Below are 22,348 nucleotides of genomic sequence, written 5' to 3'. Positions count from 1 at the left end.
TTACTTGTGGTAAGGGTGCCCGGACAAGACTGTCCAGGCACGATACAACTGTTCACCGATCAGGATCCGCACCAGCGGGTGCGGCAACGTCAACGGCGATAACGACCAGCGCTGGTCGGCCCGGGCACAGACTTCCGGCGCCAGCCCTTCCGGGCCACCGACCATGAAATTGACCGTGCGCGAGTCCAGCCGCCAGCGATCGAGCTCGACCGCCAATTGCTCGGTACTCCAGGGCTTGCCGTGGACTTCCAGGGTGACGACGCGCTCGTTCGGCCCGACCTTGGCCAGCATGGCTTCGCCTTCCTGGCGGATAAAGCGCGCCACGTCGGCATTCTTGCCACGGGTGTTGAGCGGAATTTCCACCAGTTCCAGGGCCAGCTCGGACGGAAGACGCTTGGCATATTCATGCCAGCCTTCTTCCACCCACTTGGGCATGCGAGAACCGACGGCGATCAGGCGCAGTCGCACAGCGATCCCTTATTGCTGGTCTTTGTTGAGCTTGGTGAAGTGCTCATGGGTGTTTTCCGGGCTGTGGTGCGCGGCGCTGGCCGAACGGCTCTGCTCGGCACCGGCCCACAGGCGCTCCAGGTCATAGAACTGGCGCGCCGACGCGGTCATCATGTGCACGATGACGTCGTCCATGTCCAACAGGACCCAATCGCTGTCGCCCTTGCCTTCTTCGCCCAGCGGCTTGACGCCCTGTGCCTTGACCGCTTCGCGGACCTTGTCCAGCATCGCGCCGATCTGGCGGTTGGAGGTACCGGTGGCGATGATCATGTAGTCAGTGATGCTCTGCTTCTCGCGAACGTCGATCACTTGGATATCCTGGGCCTTGACGTCTTCCAGGGCCGCCACGGCCACCTTGACCAGCTCTTCGCCGGCCAGCGCCACGCCGGTGTGTGCTTCTACCGGCAGCGGGGCGCTCTTGAAGGTGCCCTTGCGCTTTACTTTGTTCAGGTCTTTGTCAGTCATAAAAAACTCGTTTTGCTCATGTGTTCGGGCGCTCGGTACACGTTGATCCGTGTCGGCGGAGCGCGCCTTGTTCAGTTCGACGCACGGTACAGACCGTGCGCATCGATGTAGGCCAGGACCGCGTCGGGCACCAGGAAACGTACCGACTTACCGCTGGCCAGCAGTTGACGGATCTGGGTGGCGGATACCGCGAGCGGCGTCTGCCAGACGAATGCAATCTGTCCGCTCGGCCCCTTCAGGGCCAGCGGGTCGCTCACCGAGCGCGCCGCCAGCAGGTTGCGCAAGGCATCCGGCGGCTCGCTGTCGGCATCCGGGCGTTGCAGCACCAGGATGTGGCAATGCTGGAGCAACTCTTCCCAGCGATGCCAAGTGGGCAGGCCGCAAAATGCGTCCCAGCCCAGAAGCAGGAAAACCTGGGCTTCGGCGGCCAGTTCGGCGCGCATCAGCTCCAGGGTATCAATGGTGTAGGACGGTTTGTCCCGCTGCAATTCGCGGGCATCCACCACCAACGGCGCCACACCGGCCACCGCGCACTCGACCATCGCCAGGCGATCCCGGGCCGACACCTGCGGCGTGTCCCGATGAGGCGGCCGGGCGCTGGGCGTCAGGCGCAGCTCATCGAGGGCCAGGGCGTCGGCAACTTCCAGCGCACCGCGCAAATGGCCGATGTGCACCGGGTCGAATGTGCCGCCCAGGATACCGATGCGCTTTGGCGCGGTCGCCGTCACAGCGGGCTTAGTCACAGGGGCCAGTGGGTCGAGGTCGCCCAAGTCAGACCGGCTCCTGCCCGCGCAACTGGCCGTCGCCGACCACGATGTACTTCTCGCAGGTCAGACCTTCGAGGCCCACCGGGCCACGGGCGTGCAGCTTATCAGTAGAAATGCCGATCTCGGCGCCCAATCCGTATTCAAAGCCATCGGCAAAGCAGGTCGGTGCGTTGATCATCACCGACGCCGAGTCCACTTCGGTCACGAAACGCCGGGTTTCGCCCTGGTGTTCGCTGACGATGGCATCGGTGTGCTGGGAGCCGTGGCGGTTGATGTGCTCGATGGCCTCTTCCAGCCCGTCCACGACGCGGATCGACAGGATCGGCGCCAGGTATTCGGTGTTCCAGTCTTCCTCGGTCGCCACCGCGGCCTCGATGATCGCCCGGGTGCGTTCGCAACCGCGCAGTTCGACGCCTTTTTCGCGGAACTGGGCCGCCATCGACGGCAGGAAATGCTCGGCAACCGCCTGATCCACCAGCAAGGTTTCCATCGCACCGCAGATACCGTAGCGGTAGGTCTTGGCGTTGAAGGCGATGCGCTGGGCCTTCGGCAATTCGGCATGGGCGCTGACGTAGACGTGGCAGATGCCGTCCAGGTGCTTGATCACCGGCACGCGAGCGTCGCGACTGACGCGCTCGATCAGCCCCTTGCCGCCACGGGGCACGATGACGTCGACGAACTCGGGCATGGTGATCAGCGCGCCGACCGCCGCGCGATCGGTGGTTTCCACCACTTGCACGACGGCGGCCGGCAGGTTGGCTTCGGCCAGGCCGCGCTGGATGCAGGCGGCAATGGCGCGGTTGGAGTGGATCGCCTCGGAACCGCCACGCAGGATGGTCGCGTTACCGGACTTCAGGCACAGGCTCGCGGCGTCGATGGTGACGTTCGGCCGCGACTCGTAGATGATCCCGACCACGCCCAGGGGCACGCGCATCTTGCCGACCTGGATACCCGACGGCCGATAGCTCATGTCGCGGATCGCCCCGACCGGGTCCGGCAGTGCCGCGACCTGACGCAGACCGACGATCATGCCGTCGATGCGTGCCGGGGTCAGCGCCAGGCGTTCGAGCATGGCCGGCTCAAGCCCATTGGCCCGGCCAGCGGCCAGGTCCAGTTCGTTGGCGGCGGACAACTCGGCGCGAGCGGCGTCCAGCGCATTGGCGGCGGCCTGCAGGGCGCGGTTCTTCTGCGCGGTGCTGGCACGGCCGATGATGCGCGACGCTTCGCGGGCGGCGCGACCCAGGCGGGTCATGTAGTCAAGAACGGACTCAGTCATGGTCTGTGTGGTCTTGGCAAAGAGGAAAGCGGCAGATTATAGCTGTCGTAACCCTCGACTAACAGCGCGGTCTCACAGCAGTGACCGGCGGAGATTGAAAACAGGCATAAACCGCCGACATTCCGTTCACTGTTCAGCGGTAATTAAGCTATCCGTTGTTATCATCGCGCTATCTTTGGCCTGACCTCGCCCACTGCCATGACCGATTCGCCTCCAACGCCCAGCGCCTTGCCCCACGCTTTTTTTGACCGCGACGCCCAGGTACTCGCCCAGGACCTGCTGGGCAAAGTCATCCGCCACAAGGTCGGTGACCTGTGGCTCAGCGCGCGGATCATCGAGACCGAAGCGTATTACTTCGCCGAAAAAGGCAGCCACGCCTCTCTGGGCTACACGGAAAAGCGCAAGGCTTTGTTTCTGGATGGCGGGCACATCTATATGTACTACGCCCGGGGCGGCGATTCCCTGAACTTCAGTGCCCAAGGCCCCGGCAACGCGGTCTTGATCAAGTCCGCGTACCCGTGGGTGGACAGCATCAGCGGGCCGGCGAGCCTGGCGCAGATGCTCCTGAACAACCCCGACGCCCAGGGCCGGCCGCGCACACCGCAAAAGCTCTGTGCCGGCCAGACCTTGCTGTGCAAGGCTCTGGGCCTGAAAGTGCCGGATTGGGACGCCAAGCGCTTCGACCCGGAACGGTTATTGGTGGAAGACGTCGGTGTACCAACGGTCAATGTGATCCAGACCACCCGCCTGGGCATTCCGCTGGGGCGGGACGAACACCTGCCCTACCGCTTCGTCGATGCCGCCTATGCACCATGGTGCACTCGCAACCCGCTGCGGCGCGGGCAGGTCGAAGGCCGGGATTATTTTTTGCTGTCCTGAACATAAACACTGCATGACCCTGTAGCCCCTTGTGGGAGCGAGCTTGCTCGCGATGGCGCCAGGCCTGTGAAATAAATGGCGACTGACACACCGCTATCGCGAGCAAGCTCGCTCCCACAGTTTGAAGCTTCTGTGATCTTTAGTTTTCGTTCACACAGCAAAAATTGCATGCCCATCACTATTGAATGGAGTTGTTTTTATGGGCCCATGGCTCGATAGCATCACCGGCTGGCTGACCGTCAACCCGCAATGGCTGGCGGTGGCGGTGTTTGTCGTCGCCTGCGTTGAATGCCTGGCCATCGCCGGGTTGATCGTGCCCGGCACCGTGCTGTTGTTCGCGATCGCGGTGCTGGCCGGCAGTGGTGCGTTGTCCTTGGGTGAAACCTTGCTGCTGGGCCTTCTCGGCGGATTGCTGGGGGACCTGGTGTCGTACTTCCTGGGCCGGCATTTCCACCAGAACATCCGGCGCCTGCCGGGGCTGCGGCATCATCCGGAATGGATGAGCGCTGCGGAAGGTTATTTCCAGCGCTACGGCATCGCCAGCCTGCTGGTGGGACGCTTTATCGGCCCGTTGCGACCGATGCTGCCAATGGTGGCCGGGATGTGCGACATGCCGTTCCCGCGCTTCGCCGTCGTCAGCCTGGTGGCCGCGTCAGGTTGGACCGTCGCCTATTTGCTGCCGGGTTGGGCCACTGGCGCGGCGTTCCGCCTGCCATTGCCCGAAGGCTTCTGGCCGCAGGCCGGCGTTGTCATCGGCAGCATCGCGTTGATGCTCGGCCTGAGCGTCAACAGCAGCCTGCGTCGTCATCGCCATGCCTCGGCAATCATCGCCGGTGTTGGCCTGGCGATCCTGATCAGCCTGTTCATCGGTTTCCGCTACCTGGCCGCCTTCGACCAGGGCTTGATGGCGCTGGTACAGGAGCATCGCAGCGCTACGCTGGATGAAATCGCCGTGACCTTCACGCTGATCGGTGAATTTCGCAACATGCTGATCTTCAGCGCCCTGCTGACCGGACTGCTGTTATTGGCGCGCCAGTGGCGGCAGGCGATCTTTGCCGGGGCGACCATGTTGCTCACTGCCCTGGCGAACACCGGCACCAAGCACTTCTTCGCCCGCGTGCGCCCGGAAATCCTCACCGACCCCTTGACCAGCTACAGCATGCCCAGCGGCCACGCCTCCGGCGCATTTGCCCTGTTCCTGAGCCTCGCCGTACTGGCCGGTCGCGGCCAACCACCACGCCTGCGCCTGACCTGGCTGTTGCTTGGTTCGTTGCCGGCGTTGGCCATTGCCCTGTCGCGGGTCTACCTCGGCGCGCACTGGCCAAGCGATGTCGTTGCCGGCGCCATGCTCGCCGCCAGCGTCTGCGCCGCCGTGCTGTGGTTGAGCCAACGCCAGGAGCCGCTGCGCGCCATGCCGCCGAAAATCTGGTGGCTGATTCTGCCGGCGTTGGTGGCGGTGTTCAGCTTCTTCGCCTTGCGGCATTTGCCGCATGCGATGTTGCGGTATGCCTACTAATCCCGAGACACAGTGTTTCCCTGTGGGAGCGAGCTTGCTCGCGAAGGCGGCTGTACATTCAATACTGATGCAAGCTGACCCGCCGCTATCGCGAGCAAGCTCGCTCCCACCGGGGACCGGTGTTGTTCGATGGATGTACCTCAGGCAAACAGTTCGCCTTGCAACTCATCAAGCAACGCCTGGATCGCATCCAGTCGCTGTTGCGGATCGTCGAGTTGCAACAGGTCGAGCTTGTCCAGTTCGTTGAACGGCAGCAGATAGGCCAGTTGATTGGCGAGGGACTGTTGGCCGGTGGCTTCGGTGCCCATGTTCAGCGCCTCGACCATCGGATGTTCGGCCAGGGCCTTGAGCAGCGCCACCAGGTCGGCGTCCTCGTCCTGCAGCGGTTGTTCCGGCTCGTCTTCCAGCCATTCGACTTCAGCCACGGTGAGCTGATCGGCCTGGACGCTGCTGCTGTGCACGAGAAAACGCCGGCCGCCCTGCACCCGAATGCCCAGCAGGCCGTTCTCCTGCTGGGAAAAATCGGTGATCAGCGCTTCACAGCCGACCCGCGCATAGCCGTCAGGCGCGATGCCGACCTCCTCGCCATCGAGGATGCACACCACCCCGAAGCCTTCGCCCTTTTTCATGCAGCGTCCGATCATGTCGAGGTAACGCGCCTCGAAAATCTGCAGATCAAGAATGCAACCGGGGAACAACACAGTGTTCAGCGGAAACAGCGGCAAGCTCATAACTCGTTCCTTAAACCGTCATCGACACCACCAGCGGCAGCAGCACCGCCGTGGCCACGCCCATCAGACTCATCGCCAGCGCCGCGAAGGCACCGGTTTCCTCGCTTTCCTGCAACGCCACCGACGTCCCTACCGCATGGGCCGTCAGGCCCAGGGCCATGCCGCGGGCCTCGGGACTGTGGACACCCAACCGGGTCAGAATGCTCGGGCCGAGGATCGCCCCGAGCACACCGGTGATCAACACGAACACCGCCGCCATCGCCGCCACGCCACCGATCTGCTCGGCCACCAGCATCGCGATGGGCGAAGTCACGGACTTGGGCGCCATCGTCATGAGAATCATGTGCTCGGCGCCAAACGCCCAGCCCAGCACCACGGCGGAACCGGTGGCAAACACCCCGCCTATCACCAGCGTAGTAAAAATCGGCCAGAACAATTGACGGATTCGCCGCAGGTTCAAGTACAGCGGCACCGCCAGCGCCACGGTTGCCGGCCCCAGCAGGATGCTGAGGATTTCCGTGCTCTTGCGGTATTCGGCGTAGCTGATGCCGCAGCCGACCAGCACGGCGATCAGCACCAGCATCGACATCAATACGGGCTGGAGGAACACCCAGCGGGTCTTTTCGAACGCCGCCAGCACCAATTGATAGGCGCCCAGGGTGATGCCGATGCCAAACAGCGGATGGTGGATGACTGAGGTCCAGGCGCCCTGCCAATCGAACATCATGGCGCGTCCTCCGGCTCGACGATATGGCGCCGGGCCAGGCGCTGCATCAGCACGCCCGTCAGCATCACGGAAAGGACCAGCGACAGCACCAGCGCGCCGACAATCGCCCAGAAGTCGGCGGCGATCGCTCGGGCGTAGACCATCACCCCCACCGCTGCGGCGGCACCAGCAGCAACGGCAGGTAGCGCAACAAGCTGCTGGCGGCGAGGTTCAATGGCTCGCTGACTTCGCCGCGAGCGATCAGGTAGCCCAGCATCAGCAGCAGGCCCACGATCGGCCCTGGCAGGATCGGCAGGAACAAATGATTGATGGCGGTGCCCAGCAATTGGAACAGCACCAGCCAGGTCAGGCCCCTTAGCAACATCCGCTTTCTCCCTCTACAACAGACCCAATGAACGCGCCAATTCGGTTCACGGCATGATTCCGTGGCGAGGGAGCTTGCTCCCGCTTGAGTGCGAAGCGCTCATAAAATGGGGCCGCTGCGCAGCCCAGCGGGAGCAAGCTCCCTCGCCACGGAATCAAACACGCACGTTGAAAGAACCGAATTGCAAAGAATGCGCCGGCATTATAAGCACGCCCGCGCTATGGTTCGGCATTCGTAAAAAGCATGGTCGATGACCTTCCCGGCGCGCCATGTTGATCTACAGTGGTTCTCGGGGGCGCAGATCCCCGTTCCATAAAAGCAGGACAGATGAACCAAGGAGAGTCTCAATGCCCTACGTTCCCGTTACAGCGCTCAAGGATTATGTCGGCAAGGAACTCGGATGTTCCGATTGGCTGACCATCGATCAGGACCGCATCAACCTGTTCGCCGAAGCCACAGGCGACTTCCAATTCATCCACGTCGATCCGGTGAAGGCCGCGCAGACGCCATTCGGCAGCACCATCGCCCACGGTTTCCTGTCGCTGTCGCTGATGCCCAAACTGATGGAAGACATCCTGATTTTGCCCGAGGGCGTGAAGATGGTCGTCAACTACGGGCTGGACAGCGTGCGCTTTATCCAACCGGTAAAAGTCGACTCGAAGGTCCGGCTCAAGGTCGAACTGGTGGACGTCACCGAGAAAAAACCCGGCCAGTGGCTGCTCAAGGCGACCGCTACCCTGGAAATCGAAGGGTCGGAAAAACCGGCCTACATCGCCGAGCCACTGTCGCTCTGCTTCGTGTAGACCCTTGCGGTCGCGAAACCGCTCATGCAGTTTCGCATCGCTTCAACGCGCATAGCTGCGGCATACTCGTCGCCTGATTACTTGGATCCCGTTATGCGCGCACTTGTCCCCCTGACCCTGGCCCTCCTGCTCACCGCTTGCGGCGACGGCGAATCGCCGTTGCCTCCCGATGCCCGCCTGCCCGACGGTGGGCGCTATCGCGGCGACCTGGTGGACGGCCTGCTGCAAGGCCAGGGGCGCATCGATTACCCCAACGGCAGTTGGTACGCCGGACAGTTCGACAAGGGCCAGTGGCACGGCGCCGGCGAATGGCACGGCAGCAATGGCGAGGTTTATCGCGGCCAATTCGAGCATGGGCTGTTCCACGGCCAAGGCAGCCTGACCACGCCGACCAGCAGCTACACCGGCGGCTTCAAGCAGGGCCGGCGGGACGGCGAAGGGACGCTCAAGGAAAACGGCATGACCTACCGGGGCGAGTTCAAGGCCGACCGTTATTCCGGTCTCGGCCGCCTCGAACTCGACGACGGCAGCCAGTACCAGGGCCCGTTCGTCAACGGCAAGCCGAATGGCGAAGGCCAGCGCTTCGACGCCAGCGGTAACCAGTTCACCGGGCATTTCGTCGACGGCCAACTCCAAGGCAAGGGCACCTTCAACAGCGCCGATGGCGATGTCTACATCGGCGGTTTCAAGAACAACCAACTCAATGGCCGAGGCCGCTACGAAAACGCCGATGGCGATGTCTGGATCGGCCAGTTCAAGGATGGCGCACTGACCGGCAAGGGTGAATTGATCGGCGCCGACGGCAGCCATTACCTCGGCCATTTCAACGATTGGCGCTTCACCGGCGAGGGTCGCCTGAACCTGCCCGATGGCAGCTTCTACACCGGCCAGTTCGAAAGCGACAGCTACCACGGCCGCGGCACCCTGGTGCTGACGGACGGCACCGTGCAAAGCGGCACCTGGGCGAAGGGTCAGCGGATACGCGACGCCGATGGCAGGCTGCTGCCGGATGTGCTCGAACTCGGCATCCTGGCCCAAGGCCGCCTGCTGGACGACGCCCTCGCCAACATCCCGACCTCGACGCCAGCGGTGGAGCTGTACAGCCTGACCCTGGGCGGCGACGGCAAGCAAAGCGTGTTCCTGCGCGAATCCGACTATGTCGCCAACATGCTCGCCAGCCGTTTCGGCGCCTTCGGCCAGATCCGCCTGGTGAACCACCGCGACCACCTCGGCGACCGTCCCATGGCCACTCGCGAAAGCCTGCGCCGCGCCGTCGTCACCCTGGCCGAGCGCAGCGGCCCGGAAGACCTGGTGTTCATTTACCTGACCAGCCACGGCACCAGCGAGCACGAACTGGTCCTCGACCAACCGCGCATGGAACTGGCCGACCTGCCGGCCGACGAACTGGCCGCGGTGCTGTCGCCGCTGAAGAACCGCGACAAGATCGTGGTGATTTCCGCCTGCTATTCCGGTGGTTTCATTCCGGCGCTCAAGGACGAACGGACCCTGGTCATGACCGCTTCGCGGGCCGACCGGGTGTCCTTCGGCTGCTCGGAAGAGGCCAACTTCACGTACTTTGGCGACGCTCTGTTCGCCCAGGCGCTGAACCAGACCGATGATCTGGAACAAGCCTTCAAGCGCGCCAAGGGCATCGTCGCCGAACGGGAACAGGCGGACAACTTCGAAGCCTCGGAACCGCAGATCTGGGCCCCTCGCACCGTCCTGTCCCACTGGCAACTGCTCCGCAAACAGCAGGCGCGAAAAGCATTGCAAAGTGCTGCACTGAACGACGAGGCCAAAAAGAGCAACTAAGCTGAACCGTATCAAGGGGGAAACACTATGTACTTGACGCCTCAGCATGTTTTGCTCGCCGGCGCGACCGGGTTGACCGGGGAACACCTGTTGGACCGGCTGCTCAACGAGCCGACCATCACCCGGGTCCTCGCGCCGTCCCGCCGGCCACTGGCCGAGCATCCGCACCTGGAAAATCCGGTTGGGGAACCGGCCGAGTTGCTGCAACGGCTGGAAGGCCCGGTGGACATCGCCTTCTGCTGCCTCGGCACCACCATCAAGAAAGCCGGCTCCGAGCAGGCCTTTCGCGCGGTGGACCTGGACCTGGTGGTGGCCTTCGCCAAACGCGCCCGGGAGCTGGGCGCACGGCATCTGATCGTGATCAGCGCGCTGGGGGCCGATGCCAAGTCCTCGATTTTCTACAACCGGGTCAAAGGTGAAATGGAGGCGGCCCTCAAGGCCCAGGACTGGCCGCAACTGACCCTCTGCCGGCCTTCCCTGCTGCTGGGCGACCGAGTAGAGCCGCGTTTGGCCGAGCAACTGGCCGGGCCCTTGTCCAAGCTGATTCCAGGCAAATATCACGGCATCGAAGCCTGCCAACTGGCCCGGGCCATGTGGCGGCTTGCGCTGGAGGAACAGGATGGGGTGCGGGTGGTGGAGTCGGATGAGTTGCGCAAGCTTGGTAAATAAAGTGACACCTGGGACAGCGCGATCATTGTGGCGAGGGGATTTATCCCCGCTGGGCCGCGAAGCGGCCCCAATTGTTCGTGTGTCCATGCAGTTGCTAAGGAAGAATGATCCGATCTCAGGGGCCTGCTTCGCAGTCCAACGGGGATAAATCCCCTCGCCACAAATGATCCCTAGCACACCTGCACTCACGTTGGGCGTTACAAACCGCCAGTGGCCTGAAACCCCACACCCAACGCCGTGAACAACGACAACGGCAGCAACACAGTATCGAGGAGCGCACTCCCCGGCAGATCGAGCCCTGGATAGCTCGGCGCTTCAGCCCCAAAACGGTCCTTGGCGCAGCAGCCACCGTTCAGTGCATACAAGTCCAGGCGCGTCCCCGCATACACCACCGGCGCCCCCGGCTTCGCGGCGTCGAGGGTGCGAGCGGTGGCGCAGCCGGTCAATTGCAGCGCCAACAGCACGACCAGCAGCTTATTCATCGCTGCTCAAATGGTGCTCGCCCCAGCGCGGCAACATGTCCTGGGGAATGTTCAGCAAATTTAAAATCCGCGCCACCACGAAATCGATCAGGTCATCGATGGTCTGCGGCTGGTGATAAAACCCCGGCGACGCCGGCAGGATGCTCACGCCCATGTTCGACAGCTTGAGCATGTGCTCCAGATGGATGCTCGAATATGGCGCTTCCCGCGGCACCAGGATCAACTGGCGGCGCTCCTTGAGCGTGACGTCCGCCGCCCTTTCGATCAGGTTGTTGCAGGCGCCGGTGGCAATCGCCGACAGCGTGCCGGTGGAACACGGCACCACCACCATCGCCGCTCGGCGCGCCGGAGCCCGAGGCCACCGGCGACATCCAGTCTTCCTTGCCATACACGCGGATCTGCCCCGCCGCCGCACCGGTGTATTCGGTGAGGAAGGCCTGCATCATCTGAGTCTTGGGTGGCAGGGTCACATCCGTCTCGGTGGCCATCACCAGTTGCGCGGCCTTGGAGATGAGGAAATGCACTTCACGGTCCTCGCGCACCAGGCAATCGAGCAGGCGCAAGCCGTACTGGGCGCCGGACGCACCGGTCATCGCCAGCGTGATGCGCTCCGGGCCGCCGTCCTGCAAACGAGTGTTCATTTCAGCGCCTCGGCCAGTTTGCCGTGCAGGCCGCCGAAGCCGCCGTTGCTCATGATCACCACGTGAGTGCCGGGCTGGGCCTGGCTCTTCACACGCTCGATGATGCCTTCCAGGGAGTCGCTGACAATCGACGGCACCGTGCACAGCGCGGCGGTGGCAGCGAGGTCCCAACCCAGGTTGGCCGGTGCGTACCAGATCACCTGGTCGGCATCGGCCACGCTTTCCGGCAGGCCGTCACGGTGGGCGCCGAGCTTCATGGAATTGGAGCGCGGCTCGATGATCGCGATCAGCGGCGCATCGCCGATGCGCTTGCGCAAGCCGTCGAGCGTGGTGGCAATGGCAGTCGGGTGATGGGCGAAATCGTCGTAAATGGTGATGCCGCGTACCTCGGCGACTTTCTCCATCCGCCGCTTCACGCTCTTGAACGCGCTCAACGCGGCGATGCCCATGGACGGCACCACGCCGACATGACGGGCCGCCGCCAGGGTCGCCAAGGCATTGGCAACGTTGTGCTGGCCGGTCATGTCCCATTCGACTATGCCTTGGGACTGGCCCTCGAACATCACTTCGAACTCAGAACCGTCATCCTTGAGCAACTTCACTTGCCACTGCCCGCCCGCGCCGGTGGTTTGCACCGGGGTCCAGCAGCCCATCTCAATGACGCGCTGCAACGCCGGCTCGGTGGTCGGATGGATCACCAGGCCTTCGCTGGGAATGGTGCGCACCAAATGGTGGAATTGCCGCTCGATGGCCGGCAGATCGGGGAAGATGTCGGCGTGATCGAACTCAAGGTTGTTGAGGATCGCCGTGCGTGGACGGTAGTGGACAAATTTCGAGCGCTTGTCGAAAAACGCGCTGTCGTATTCGTCGGCTTCGATCACGAAGAACGGCGTGCCGCCCAGGCGAGCCGACACGGAGAAGTTCTGCGGCACGCCACCGATCAGGAAACCCGGACTCATGCCGGCGTGCTCCAGGACCCAGGCGAGCATGCTGCTGGTGGTGGTCTTGCCGTGGGTGCCGGCCACGGCCAGGACCCAACGGCCCTGCAACACGTGATCGGCCAGCCACTGCGGCCCGGACACGTACGGCAGGCCTTTGTTGAGCACGTATTCCACCGCCGGGTTGCCACGGGACATGGCGTTGCCGATGACCACCAGGTCCGGCGCCGGGTCCAGTTGCGCCGGGTCATAGCCTTGGGTCAGCTCGATGCCCTGGGCTTCCAGTTGAGTGCTCATCGGCGGGTAGACGTTGGCGTCGGAACCGGTCACATGATGGCCCAGCTCCTTGGCCAGGACCGCCATCGAACCCATGAAAGTGCCGCAAATACCGAGAATATGGATGTGCATAGTCGACCTCGTAAACATGGCCGCAGGTTAGCGTAGGGAGGGGAAAATCGCACCTTGTGTTTGAACCTCGGCGCACAGGCGGCCTTCTGTGGGAGCGAGCTTGCTCGCGATAGCGGTGGGTCAGCTTGCGGCGATATTGAATGTGCCGACGTCATCGCGAGCAAGCTCGCTCCCACAAATGAATGTACAAGCTGGCTTTTGTGGCGAGGGGATTTATCCCCGTTGGGCTGCGCAGCGGCCCCTAAACCAGGTAACTCGGCGTGCCAGTAAGATTGAGTTCACTGCTTTAGGGCTGCTGCGCAGCCCAGCGGGGATAAATCCCCTCGCCACAAAGGCAGTCAGTGCTTTATCGGGCAATCGCGTGTTTACGCAGCTTGCGGTAAAGGGTATTGCGGCTGATCCCCAGTTGTTCCGCCGTGTGGGTCATGTGCCAGCGCTGGCGCTCCAGTGCATCGAGCAATGCCAGGCGCTCGGCATCTTCCAATGGGTGTTCAGTCGGGGCTTCAACCATCACAACCGAGCGCTGGCGGATCATCGCTCGGCAAATCCTCCAGCCCGATCCGTCCGCCATCACACAACGCAGCGAGGGTACGCAACACATTGCGCAATTGCCGCACATTGCCCGGCCAGTCGAACCCCAGCAACACCTGGCGCGCCGGTTCGTCAATAAAGACCGTTTCGCCGCCGCTCTCCTCGGCCAGCAGGAAATCCAGCAACTGCGATTTGTCACTGCGCTCGCGCAACGCCGGCAGCGGGATTTCCAAGCCATTGAGGCGGTAGTACAAATCCTCACGGAAGCTGCCATCCCGCACCCGATCGAGCAACTGTCGGTGAGTGGCGCTGATGATGCGCACGTTCACCGCCTCGGGCTCGCCGCCGATGGGTACCACCTGGCGATCCTCCAGCACCCGCAGTAACCGGGTCTGCAAAGCCAGGGGCATGTCGCCGATTTCATCGAGGAACAGCGTGCCGCCGTCAGCCTGCTGCAGCTTGCCGCGCATGCCTTCCTTGCGCGCCCCGGTGAAACTGCCGCCGCGATAACCGAACAGCTCGCTCTCGATCAGGCTTTCCGGAATGGCCGCACAATTGAGGGCGACAAAATTTTTCCCGGCGCGCTGGCTGGCGTGGTGCACGGCCTTGGCGAACGCCTCCTTGCCGGAGCCGGTTTCGCCGTGGATCAGCAGCGGCACATCGCGCTCGAACACCCGCAGCGCCTTGCGAAAATGCTCCTGCAACGCCGCATCCCCCAAGCAGATCCCCGGCAGACGGGCCGGCTCGATAACCTTGAAGGCCGGCGCGACCGGCACCGGCACGCTGCGCGGCTGGCCGCGCAACACGGCGAACAGGTGCCGGCCATCGCGGGTGCGCAGCGGCCAACTGGCGCTGGCCTGGGCACTGGCCCGGCCCATCAATTCATCCAGCGAACAATCGAAAAAATCCTCGACCCGCTGACCCAGCAAGCCACCGCGGATATGCCCGAGCAGGTTCAGCGCGCTCTGGTTCACCGCGCAAATTCGCCCTTCGCCGTCGAACGCCATCAGCCCTTCACTGAACAGCCCCACGGACTCGGCCTGTAAGTGAAAGCGCAGCAGCCATTGGTTGTCGAAGCATCGGAGGAAATAGCAGCTCTCGATCATCTTCGCCGAGAGGTTGACCAGTGCCATGGTGTGAAACTGGCTCTGGCGCGACACGTCCGGCCGCGCCGAGGACACGTCGAGCACCGCCAGCAGCTCGCCCTGGGGATCGAACACCGGGCTGGCCGAGCAGGTCAGGCCGGTGTGGCGGCCACGAAAATGTTCTTCCTGGTGGATGGTCAGGGCCTGGCGTTCCACCAGGCAGGTGCCGATGCCGTTGGTGCCTTCGCAGGCTTCGCTCCAGTCGGCGCCGAGCCAGAGGCCGGCCCGCTCGAAAATCTTCCGTTCGCTGGGAGCGGTGACGCAATTGAGGATCACGCCCCGGGCGTCGGTCAGCAGCACTGCGTGGCCGGCGCCGGAGAGTTGTTGATGCAGGCTGGTCATTTCCGTGCCGGCGATGTGCAGCACCTGTTGCAAGCGTTCGCGGCTTTCCAGCACCCGACCGTGCTCGAGCACCGTCGGCGCCAGGTTCTGGGCCGGGTCGAGGTGATAGTCCTCGAGGCAACGCAGCCAGGAACGGGCAATCGACGGATCGCTGCCAGGGCCCTGCAAATGGGCCTTGCCCTGGGTGACCGTCAGGACTTGCTGGGCATGGCGACTCAAGTGGTTGCTGTGCATTTTCTTATTGTTCTCCCCGAAGGTAACGGCCTTACTGGAGCAACTGTTTAACACTTAACCTGTGTTTGACACTTAGACCTGTGCTTGACACTCACCCCTGTGGCGAGGGGATTTGTCCCCGCTGGGCTGCGCAGCAGCCCCAAAACCTGAGAGTGCGGTGCATCAGGTTGATCGAGTTGGCTGCTTTGGGGGCTGCTTCGCAGCCCAGCGGGGATAAATCCCCTCGCCACAGATAAATCCCCTCGCCACAACATTGCTGGGCAGGCCAATTTGGTGAGGCCCAGCATCCTCCAGCCCAACCGCCTTTGCAATGCTGGCGCGACCTGCCGGTCACAGACTGTCTCACCCATGGCACAAACTGTCACACCCCGCGTATCGCAACCGTGACACAGCCCCTCCGTTTGTCCGACCAACTCCTCCTAAAGTCTTGATTTCCGGGCCCCGCAAGGCAGTGGCCCGACCTTTGCTCTAGGCTTAAGTACCAGCGCGAATTTGCGCGGCTCCCTAATAAGCACAAAAGCCAAGGAGAACTCATCATGCGTTACGCTCACCCCGGTACTGAAGGCGCTATCGTTTCGTTCAAGGCTAAATACGGTAACTACATCGGCGGCGAGTTCGTCGCGCCTGTCAAAGGTCAGTACTTCACCAACACATCCCCGGTCAATGGCCAGCCCATCGCCGAATTCCCGCGCTCCACAGCCGAAGACATCGACAAAGCCCTGGACGCCGCCCACGCCGCCGCCGATGCCTGGGGCGCCACGTCCGTCCAGGCGCGTTCGCTGATCCTGCTGAAAATCGCCGACCGCATCGAAGCGAACCTCGAAACCCTGGCGATCACCGAATCCTGGGACAACGGCAAGGCCGTGCGCGAAACCCTCAACGCCGACATCCCCCTCGCTGCCGACCACTTCCGCTACTTCGCCGGCTGCCTGCGGGCCCAGGAAGGCAGCGCCGCCGAGATCGACGGCAACACCGTGGCCTACCACATCCACGAACCGCTGGGCGTGGTCGGGCAGATCATCCCGTGGAACTTCCCGCTGCTGATGGCCGCCTGGAAACTCGCCCCGGCCCTCGCCGCCGGTAACTGCGTGGTGCTCAAGCCGGCCGAGCAAACCCCGCTGGGCATCTGCGTGCTCATGGAGCTGATCGGCGACCTGCTGCCACCGGGCGTGCTGAACGTGGTGCAAGGTTTCGGCAAGGAAGCTGGCGAAGCCCTCGCCACCAGCAAGCGCATCGCCAAGATCGCCTTTACCGGCTCGACCCCGGTCGGCTCGCACATCATGAAATGCGCCGCCGAGAACATCATCCCGTCCACCGTTGAACTGGGCGGCAAGTCGCCAAACATCTTCTTCGAAGACATCATGCAGGCCGAGCCAAGCTTCATCGAAAAAGCCGCCGAAGGCCTGGTGCTGGCGTTCTTCAACCAGGGCGAAGTCTGCACCTGCCCATCCCGCGCCCTGGTGCAGGAGTCGATCTACGACGAATTCATGCAAGTGGTGATGAAGAAAGTCCTGCAGATCAAACGCGGCGACCCGCTGGACACCGACACCATGGTCGGCGCCCAGGCCTCCGAGCAGCAATTCGACAAGATTCTTTCGTACCTGGAAATCGCCAAGGGCGAAGGCGCCGAGCTGTTGACCGGCGGCAAGGTGGAAAAACTCGAGGGCAACCTGGCGACCGGGTATTACATCCAGCCGACCCTGCTCAAGGGCACCAACAAGATGCGCGTGTTCCAAGAAGAAATTTTCGGCCCGGTGGTGAGCATCACCACCTTCAAGGACGAAGCCGAAGCCCTGGCGATCGCCAACGACACCGAGTTCGGCCTTGGCGCCGGCCTGTGGACCCGCGACATCAACCGCGCCTATCGCATGGGCCGGGCGATCAAGGCCGGTCGCGTCTGGACCAATTGCTACCACCTGTACCCGGCGCATGCTGCGTTCGGTGGCTACAAGAAGTCCGGCGTCGGGCGTGAGACGCACAAGATGATGCTCGACCACTACCAGCAGACCAAGAACCTGCTGGTGAGCTACGACATCAATCCGTTGGGGTTCTTCTAAGCCAAAGAGGGTGAAGCAGGTATTCCTGCTTCGCCCTTAAGATAGCTATCGCGAGCAAGCTCGCTCCCACAGGGATCTGTGGATAACTCGTTTCCAGGGTTGGCAACAGATCCACTGTGGGAGCGAGCTTGCTCCGGGCGGCGATCCGACGATGGCGCCCTCACTCACACACAGAATCAATGCCCCACCGCTCTGGCATGAGCCTTGCGTGCCCGCTCCACAGCAAACCCGAAAGTCCAACAGATCAAACAATAAAAAAGACAGAGAGGACTTATGACTTCTACCACCCAACTCAAACCCACACTCGGCACCCTGCATTTATGGGGCATTGCCGTCGGCCTGGTGATTTCCGGCGAATACTTCGGCTGGAGCTACGGCTGGGGCACCGCAGGGACCCTGGGGTTTCTCGTCACCGCCCTGATGGTGGCGTTGATGTACACCTGCTTCATCTTCAGTTTCACCGAACTGACCACCGCAATTCCCCACGCCGGCGGGCCTTTTGCCTACAGTCGACGGGCCTTTGGTGAGAAAGGCGGGTTGATCGCCGGGATCGCCACCCTGATCGAATTCGTCTTCGCGCCGCCGGCCATCGCCATGGCCATCGGCGCCTACCTCAACGTGCAGTTTCCCGAGCTCGATCCCAAGCTCGCGGCGGTTGGCGCGTACATCGTATTCATGACCCTGAACATCCTCGGCGTCAGCATCGCCGCCGCCTTCGAGCTGGTGGTCACCGTGCTGGCGGTCGCCGAGTTGCTGGTGTTCATGGGCGTGGTCGCGCCGGGCTTCAGCTTCAGTAACTTCGTGCTCAACGGCTGGTCGGGCTCCAATGAGTTCACCCTCGCCTCGATCCCGGGCATCTTCGCCGCGATCCCCTTCGCCATCTGGTTCTTCCTCGCCATCGAAGGCGCGGCCATGGCCGCCGAAGAAGCCAAGGACCCGAAGCGCACGATTCCCCGCGCCTATGTCAGCGGCATCCTGACCCTGGTGTTCCTGGCCATCGGCGTGATGATCATGGCCGGCGGCGTCGGTGACTGGCGGCAACTGTCGAACATCAACGACCCGCTGCCCCAGGCCATGAAGGCCGTGGTCGGCAACGATTCAACCTGGATGCACATGCTGGTGTGGATCGGCCTGTTCGGCCTGGTGGCGAGTTTCCACGGGATCATCCTCGGCTACTCGCGGCAGTTCTTCGCCCTGGCCCGGGCCGGCTACCTGCCTCGCGGCCTGGCAAAACTCTCGCGTTTCCAGACTCCGCACCGGGCGATCCTGGCCGGCGGCGTCATCGGCATCGCGGCGATCTACAGCGATGGCCTGGTCAACCTGCAGGGCATGAGCCTGACGGCGGCGATGATCACCATGTCGGTGTTCGGCGCCATCGTAATGTACATCATCAGCATGCTCAGCCTGTTCAGGCTGCGTAAGACCGAACCGAACCTGGAACGCACCTTCCGCGCGCCGGGCTATCCGCTCGTGCCGGGCATCGCGCTGTTCCTGGCGGTGGTGTGCCTGGTGGCGATGGCGTGGTTCAACACCCTGATCGGCCTGGTGTTCCTCGGGTTCATGATTGTCGGCTACCTGTATTTCCAACTGACCGCCAAGCAGCGCTCCGACGCGCCGGCGGACGCTATGCTCACAGGTATCTGAAGTTGCACCGGCACCGGGCCGAGGGCTCGGTGCCTGCTATTTAAAAGTGCACACCGTCCCCTGTGGGAGCGAGCTTGCTCGCGATAGATGTGTATCAGTCGACAAGTATTTTTGCTGACACTCCGCTATCGCGAGCAAGCTCGCTCCCACAGGGTTACGGGTTGTATTTGAGTATTTAGAGAACCAGGAGGACACCGCCCATGGCCGCATTCGCCCATTCCGTCGGCGCCCAGACCTACCGCTTCGACAGCCTCAAAGACCTGATGGCCAAGGCCAGCCCGGCGCGTTCCGGGGATTTCCTCGCCGAAGTCGCCGCCCTCAACGATGGCGAGCGCGTGGCCGCGCAAATGGCTTTGGCTGACTTGCCCCTCAGCCATTTCCTGCAAGAAATGCTGATTCCTTACGAGATCGACGAAGTCACCCGGCTGATCGTCGACACCCATGACAAACAAGCTTTTGCCGCCGTCAGCCACCTCACCGTCGGCGGTTTTCGCGACTGGCTGCTCAGCGACGTCGCCGATGAGCAGAGCCTGCGGGCACTCGCTCCGGGCCTGACGCCAGAAATGGTCGCCGCCGTGTCAAAGATCATGCGCGTGCAAGACCTGGTGCTGGTGGCGCAGAAAATCCGCGTGGTCACCAAATTCCGCGGCACCCTCGGCCTGCGCGGGCGCCTGTCCACCCGCCTGCAACCCAACCACCCCACCGACGAACCTGCCGGGATCGCCGCGAGCATCCTCGACGGCCTGCTCTTCGGCAACGGCGACGCCATGATCGGCATCAATCCGGCCACCGACAGCACCGCCTCGATCTGCGCCATGCTGGAAATGCTCGACGCCATCATCCAGCGCTACGACATTCCCACCCAGGGCTGCGTGCTGACCCACGTCACCACCTCCATCGAAGCGGCGAACCGTGGCGTGCCCCTGGACCTGGTGTTCCAGTCCATCGCCGGCACCGAAGCGGCCAACGCCAGTTTTGGCATCAGCCTGAACATCTTGAAAGAAGGCTACGACGCCGGCCTCAGCCTGAATCGCGGCACCCTCGGCAACAACCTGATGTATTTCGAAACCGGCCAGGGCAGCGCGCTGTCGGCCAACGCCCACCACGGCGTCGATCAACAGACCTGCGAGACCCGGGCCTACGCCGTGGCGCGACATTTCAACCCGTTTTTGGTGAACACGGTTGTAGGCTTCATCGGCCCGGAATACCTCTACAACGGTAAACAAATCATCCGCGCCGGCCTCGAAGACCACTTCTGCGGCAAGTTGCTGGGCGTGCCGATGGGTTGCGACATCTGCTACACCAACCACGCCGAAGCCGACCAGGACGACATGGACACCCTGCTGACCCTGCTGGGCGTGGCCGGGATCAACTTCATCATGGGCATCCCCGGCTCCGACGACATCATGCTCAACTACCAGACCACCTCGTTCCACGACGCCCTCTACGCCCGTCAGACCCTGGGCCTGAAGCCGGCGCCGGAATTCGAAACGTGGTTGGCGAACATGGGCATCTTCACCCAGGCCGATGGCCGGGTGCGGTTCGGCGACAACCTGCCACCGGCGTTTCGCCAGGCCCTTGCGCATTTGGGATAAGCCGCATTTTTATGAGTGAGTTGCCCATGGATAAAAAACCTGTCGATTCGCAAAACCCTTGGCTGAACCTGCGCAACCTCACCCCGGCGCGCATTGCCCTGGGCCGCACCGGCACCAGCCTGCCGACCTCGGCGCAACTGGATTTCCAATTCGCCCACGCCCAGGCGCGCGATGCGGTGCACCTGGCGTTTGATCACCAGGGCATTCGCGCACAACTGACTGAGCGCGGCCGTGAAAGCCTGTTGCTCCACAGTGCCGCAGCCGACCGCCATAGCTATCTACAGCGCCCGGACCTGGGCCGGCGGCTCGATGAGGCATCCGCGCAAATCCTGGACGAGTACGCGGCGGCCCATCCCGGCGGCGTGGATTTGGCTATCGTGGTGGCTGACGGCCTGTCAGCGCTGGCGGTGCATCGCCATACCTTGCCGTTCCTGGCGCGGCTGGAAGAACAGATCGCCGCCGAAGGCTGGTCCGTTTCGCCGGTGGTCCTGGTGGAACAGGGTCGCGTCGCCGTGGCGGATGAAGTGGCGCAGCGGCTCGGCGCGAAAATGTCGGTGATCCTGATCGGCGAACGCCCCGGCCTCAGCTCCCCCGACAGCCTCGGGCTGTATTTCACCTACGCCCCCAAGGTCGGCCTGACCGATGCCTATCGCAACTGCATCTCCAACGTCCGCCTCGAAGGCTTGAGCTACGGGATGGCGGCCCATCGCCTGATCTACCTGATGCGCGAGGCCTGCCGCCGTCAGCTTTCGGGGGTCAATCTGAAGGACGAAGCCCAGGTTCATACTCTAGAGTCGGAAAACCCTGCCGATATGAAAGGTAATTTCCTGCTGGCGCCGCCCCGCAACTGATCCGTTTATCCGATTGCGTTTTTGATCCGCTTTCAGGCAGCATCAAAAGCACGGCAGCGCGACATTGTTGTCTGAATATCTGTCGACCTTTGCAGACGAGACCTACCATGCGGATTATCCAAGCGACCCTGGAACACCTGGACCTGCTGACCCCATTGTTCGTCAAATACCGGGAATTCTACGGCTCGCTGCCATACCCGGACTCGTCCCGAGCCTTCCTCGAAAAGCGCCTGCGCCGCAAGGAATCGGTCATCTACCTGGCCCTGCCGGATGACGACGACAACAAATTGCTCGGCTTCTGCCAGCTCTACCCCAGCTTCTCGTCGCTGTCGCTCAAGCGCGTGTGGATCCTCAACGACATCTACGTCGCCGAAGACGCCCGCCGCCAACTCGTCGCCGACAACCTGATCCGCACCGCAAAAAAAATGGCCAAGGAAACCAACGCCGTGCGCATGCGCGTCTCCACCAGCAGCAACAACGAAGTCGCGCAGAAAACCTACGAATCGATCGGCTTCAAGGAAGACACCGAGTTCAAGAACTACGTGCTGCCAATCAGCGAAGGGCTCTGACCCCTGTGGCTGGGTTAAAAACTCTGTGGCTGAGTGAACCCCTTGTGGCTGGTGAAACCGTGTGGCGAGGGGATTTATCCCCGCTGGGCTGCGCAGCAGCCCCAAAACTTGAGCACGCGGTGCACCAGCCTGACCGAGCCAGCTTTTGAGGGGGACCGCTTCGCGCTCCAGCGGGGATAAATCCCCTCGCCACAGAATCCCGCTCCACAAACAAACTCCACTGACACCACACCCCGTGGCGAGGGAGCTTGCTCCCGCTGGGCTGCGCAGCAGCCCCAAAACCTAAGCACGCGGTACACCAGCCTGACCGAGTCAGCTTTTGAGGGGGACCGCTTCGCGGTCCAGCGGGAGCAAGCTCCCTCACCACAAAAACGGTCCGAGCCACGCCTCATCCA

At 62.9% G+C, this 22,348-nt stretch carries 18 protein-coding genes and 3 pseudogenes; 10 read left to right on the top strand and 11 right to left on the bottom strand.

Annotation, left to right across the window (positions count from 1 at the left end; all coding sequences use genetic code 11):
- The 4 genes from rlmH to AB4N42_RS07010 all read right to left on the bottom strand — a co-directional run bounded on the left by rlmH (window position 1) and on the right by AB4N42_RS07010 (window position 3,015).
- Window positions 1-468 (bottom strand): 23S rRNA (pseudouridine(1915)-N(3))-methyltransferase RlmH, encoded by a 468-nt coding sequence (rlmH, locus tag AB4N42_RS07025; RefSeq protein ID WP_007937439.1) that lies wholly within the window; start codon window positions 466-468, stop codon window positions 1-3.
- Between the two features lie 9 nt (window positions 469-477).
- The gene (gene rsfS / locus AB4N42_RS07020; protein WP_030140379.1) at window positions 478-972 is read right to left on the bottom strand and encodes a ribosome silencing factor; all 495 of its coding nucleotides are present in this window, start codon (window positions 970-972) and stop codon (window positions 478-480) included.
- 71 nt (window positions 973-1,043) lie between these two features.
- The gene (gene nadD, locus AB4N42_RS07015; protein WP_030140380.1) at window positions 1,044-1,742 is read right to left on the bottom strand and encodes a nicotinate-nucleotide adenylyltransferase; all 699 of its coding nucleotides are present in this window, start codon (window positions 1,740-1,742) and stop codon (window positions 1,044-1,046) included.
- 1 nt (window position 1,743) lies between these two features.
- Window positions 1,744-3,015, bottom strand: a complete 1,272-nt coding sequence (locus AB4N42_RS07010) for a glutamate-5-semialdehyde dehydrogenase (protein WP_431144431.1) — start codon at window positions 3,013-3,015, stop codon at window positions 1,744-1,746.
- A 198-nt stretch (window positions 3,016-3,213) separates the two neighbouring features.
- Here AB4N42_RS07010 and AB4N42_RS07005 point away from each other — a divergent pair, with 198 nt between their 5' ends.
- Together AB4N42_RS07005 and AB4N42_RS07000 are read left to right on the top strand one after the other, a co-directional pair.
- Window positions 3,214-3,894: a DNA-3-methyladenine glycosylase gene (locus AB4N42_RS07005; protein WP_030140382.1), complete on the top strand. Its 681-nt coding sequence runs from the start codon at window positions 3,214-3,216 to the stop codon at window positions 3,892-3,894.
- A gap of 199 nt (window positions 3,895-4,093) precedes the next feature.
- Entirely contained in the window at window positions 4,094-5,410 is a 1,317-nt protein-coding gene (locus AB4N42_RS07000; protein WP_460116014.1) for a bifunctional DedA family/phosphatase PAP2 family protein, read from the top strand.
- 140 nt (window positions 5,411-5,550) lie between these two features.
- Here the strand turns inward: AB4N42_RS07000 and AB4N42_RS06995 are convergent, their stop codons facing one another.
- The 3 genes and pseudogenes from AB4N42_RS06995 to AB4N42_RS06985 all read right to left on the bottom strand — a co-directional run bounded on the left by AB4N42_RS06995 (window position 5,551) and on the right by AB4N42_RS06985 (window position 7,232).
- Entirely contained in the window at window positions 5,551-6,141 is a 591-nt protein-coding gene (locus AB4N42_RS06995) for an LON peptidase substrate-binding domain-containing protein (RefSeq protein ID WP_198796713.1), read from the bottom strand.
- A gap of 10 nt (window positions 6,142-6,151) precedes the next feature.
- Complete coding sequence (locus tag AB4N42_RS06990; protein WP_030140385.1) at window positions 6,152-6,868, bottom strand: LrgB family protein; 717 nt, start codon at window positions 6,866-6,868, stop codon at window positions 6,152-6,154.
- A pseudogene (locus AB4N42_RS06985) lies at window positions 6,865-7,232 on the bottom strand (CidA/LrgA family protein). The gene AB4N42_RS06990 and the pseudogene AB4N42_RS06985 overlap by 4 nt, the downstream one beginning before the upstream one ends.
- 347 nt (window positions 7,233-7,579) lie before the next feature.
- Between AB4N42_RS06985 and AB4N42_RS06980 the strand changes: the two are divergent.
- The 3 genes from AB4N42_RS06980 to AB4N42_RS06970 all read left to right on the top strand — a co-directional run bounded on the left by AB4N42_RS06980 (window position 7,580) and on the right by AB4N42_RS06970 (window position 10,516).
- Window positions 7,580-8,035 carry a MaoC family dehydratase gene (locus AB4N42_RS06980; RefSeq protein WP_030140387.1) on the top strand — a complete coding sequence of 152 codons (456 nt, stop codon included), beginning with the start codon at window positions 7,580-7,582 and terminating at the stop codon, window positions 8,033-8,035.
- 93 nt (window positions 8,036-8,128) lie between these two features.
- Window positions 8,129-9,847 (top strand): C13 family peptidase, encoded by a 1,719-nt coding sequence (locus AB4N42_RS06975; RefSeq protein WP_460116013.1) that lies wholly within the window; start codon window positions 8,129-8,131, stop codon window positions 9,845-9,847.
- Window positions 9,848-9,874: 27 nt separating this feature from the next.
- Entirely contained in the window at window positions 9,875-10,516 is a 642-nt protein-coding gene (locus tag AB4N42_RS06970; RefSeq protein WP_198796710.1) for an oxidoreductase, read from the top strand.
- A gap of 197 nt (window positions 10,517-10,713) precedes the next feature.
- Here AB4N42_RS06970 and AB4N42_RS06965 read toward each other — a convergent pair whose 3' ends face one another.
- The 4 genes and pseudogenes from AB4N42_RS06965 to AB4N42_RS06950 form a co-directional block, all read right to left on the bottom strand.
- The gene (locus tag AB4N42_RS06965; RefSeq protein ID WP_030140390.1) at window positions 10,714-10,998 is read right to left on the bottom strand and encodes a YceK/YidQ family lipoprotein; all 285 of its coding nucleotides are present in this window, start codon (window positions 10,996-10,998) and stop codon (window positions 10,714-10,716) included.
- Window positions 10,991-11,639 (bottom strand): annotated as a pseudogene (gene ubiX, locus AB4N42_RS06960) (flavin prenyltransferase UbiX). Before ubiX ends, AB4N42_RS06965 begins: the two are co-directional and overlap by 8 nt.
- Window positions 11,636-12,985 carry a UDP-N-acetylmuramate:L-alanyl-gamma-D-glutamyl-meso-diaminopimelate ligase gene (gene mpl / locus AB4N42_RS06955; protein ID WP_258648335.1) on the bottom strand — a complete coding sequence of 450 codons (1,350 nt, stop codon included), beginning with the start codon at window positions 12,983-12,985 and terminating at the stop codon, window positions 11,636-11,638. Before mpl ends, ubiX begins: the two are co-directional and overlap by 4 nt.
- A gap of 346 nt (window positions 12,986-13,331) precedes the next feature.
- A pseudogene (locus AB4N42_RS06950) lies at window positions 13,332-15,237 on the bottom strand (sigma-54-dependent Fis family transcriptional regulator).
- A gap of 536 nt (window positions 15,238-15,773) precedes the next feature.
- On the opposite strand from AB4N42_RS06950, the gene exaC reads away from it, so the two are divergent.
- The 5 genes from exaC to AB4N42_RS06925 all read left to right on the top strand — a co-directional run bounded on the left by exaC (window position 15,774) and on the right by AB4N42_RS06925 (window position 21,953).
- A complete protein-coding gene (gene exaC, locus AB4N42_RS06945; RefSeq protein WP_030140394.1) occupies window positions 15,774-17,294 on the top strand; it encodes an acetaldehyde dehydrogenase ExaC in 1,521 nt (506 codons plus the stop codon).
- 273 nt (window positions 17,295-17,567) lie between these two features.
- Window positions 17,568-18,938 (top strand): ethanolamine permease, encoded by a 1,371-nt coding sequence (gene eat, locus AB4N42_RS06940; protein ID WP_030140395.1) that lies wholly within the window; start codon window positions 17,568-17,570, stop codon window positions 18,936-18,938.
- Window positions 18,939-19,138: 200 nt separating this feature from the next.
- Window positions 19,139-20,533 carry an ethanolamine ammonia-lyase subunit EutB gene (locus tag AB4N42_RS06935; protein WP_431144423.1) on the top strand — a complete coding sequence of 465 codons (1,395 nt, stop codon included), beginning with the start codon at window positions 19,139-19,141 and terminating at the stop codon, window positions 20,531-20,533.
- Window positions 20,534-20,559: 26 nt separating this feature from the next.
- Window positions 20,560-21,384: an ethanolamine ammonia-lyase subunit EutC gene (eutC, locus tag AB4N42_RS06930; RefSeq protein WP_460116011.1), complete on the top strand. Its 825-nt coding sequence runs from the start codon at window positions 20,560-20,562 to the stop codon at window positions 21,382-21,384.
- 107 nt (window positions 21,385-21,491) lie between these two features.
- Window positions 21,492-21,953 (top strand): GNAT family N-acetyltransferase, encoded by a 462-nt coding sequence (locus AB4N42_RS06925; protein ID WP_249873203.1) that lies wholly within the window; start codon window positions 21,492-21,494, stop codon window positions 21,951-21,953.
- The last annotated feature ends 395 nt before the right edge of the window (window positions 21,954-22,348 follow it).

The sequence above is a fragment of the Pseudomonas sp. H2_D02 genome (assembly GCF_054677635.1).
Note: the sequence above shows the minus strand (reverse complement) of the source record. Positions and strands in the feature narration are given on the sequence as shown.

Bases quoted from the DNA above. Each gene is read 5' to 3' on its own strand.
- AB4N42_RS07005 (WP_030140382.1), top strand. From the start codon at position 3,214: ATGACCGATTCGCCTCCAACGCCCAGCGCCTTGCCCCACGCTTTTTTT.
- eutC (WP_460116011.1), top strand. From the start codon at position 20,560: ATGGATAAAAAACCTGTCGATTCGCAAAACCCTTGGCTGAACCTGCGC.
- AB4N42_RS07010 (WP_431144431.1), bottom strand. From the start codon at position 3,015: ATGACTGAGTCCGTTCTTGACTACATGACCCGCCTGGGTCGCGCCGCC.
- AB4N42_RS06925 (WP_249873203.1), top strand. From the start codon at position 21,492: ATGCGGATTATCCAAGCGACCCTGGAACACCTGGACCTGCTGACCCCA.
- mpl (WP_258648335.1), bottom strand. From the start codon at position 12,985: ATGCACATCCATATTCTCGGTATTTGCGGCACTTTCATGGGTTCGATG.
- AB4N42_RS06970 (WP_198796710.1), top strand. From the start codon at position 9,875: ATGTACTTGACGCCTCAGCATGTTTTGCTCGCCGGCGCGACCGGGTTG.
- AB4N42_RS06935 (WP_431144423.1), top strand. From the start codon at position 19,139: ATGGCCGCATTCGCCCATTCCGTCGGCGCCCAGACCTACCGCTTCGAC.
- eat (WP_030140395.1), top strand. From the start codon at position 17,568: ATGACTTCTACCACCCAACTCAAACCCACACTCGGCACCCTGCATTTA.
- AB4N42_RS06990 (WP_030140385.1), bottom strand. From the start codon at position 6,868: ATGATGTTCGATTGGCAGGGCGCCTGGACCTCAGTCATCCACCATCCG.
- AB4N42_RS06980 (WP_030140387.1), top strand. From the start codon at position 7,580: ATGCCCTACGTTCCCGTTACAGCGCTCAAGGATTATGTCGGCAAGGAA.
- AB4N42_RS06975 (WP_460116013.1), top strand. From the start codon at position 8,129: ATGCGCGCACTTGTCCCCCTGACCCTGGCCCTCCTGCTCACCGCTTGC.
- exaC (WP_030140394.1), top strand. From the start codon at position 15,774: ATGCGTTACGCTCACCCCGGTACTGAAGGCGCTATCGTTTCGTTCAAG.
- AB4N42_RS07000 (WP_460116014.1), top strand. From the start codon at position 4,094: ATGGGCCCATGGCTCGATAGCATCACCGGCTGGCTGACCGTCAACCCG.
- AB4N42_RS06995 (WP_198796713.1), bottom strand. From the start codon at position 6,141: ATGAGCTTGCCGCTGTTTCCGCTGAACACTGTGTTGTTCCCCGGTTGC.
- rsfS (WP_030140379.1), bottom strand. From the start codon at position 972: ATGACTGACAAAGACCTGAACAAAGTAAAGCGCAAGGGCACCTTCAAG.
- AB4N42_RS06965 (WP_030140390.1), bottom strand. From the start codon at position 10,998: ATGAATAAGCTGCTGGTCGTGCTGTTGGCGCTGCAATTGACCGGCTGC.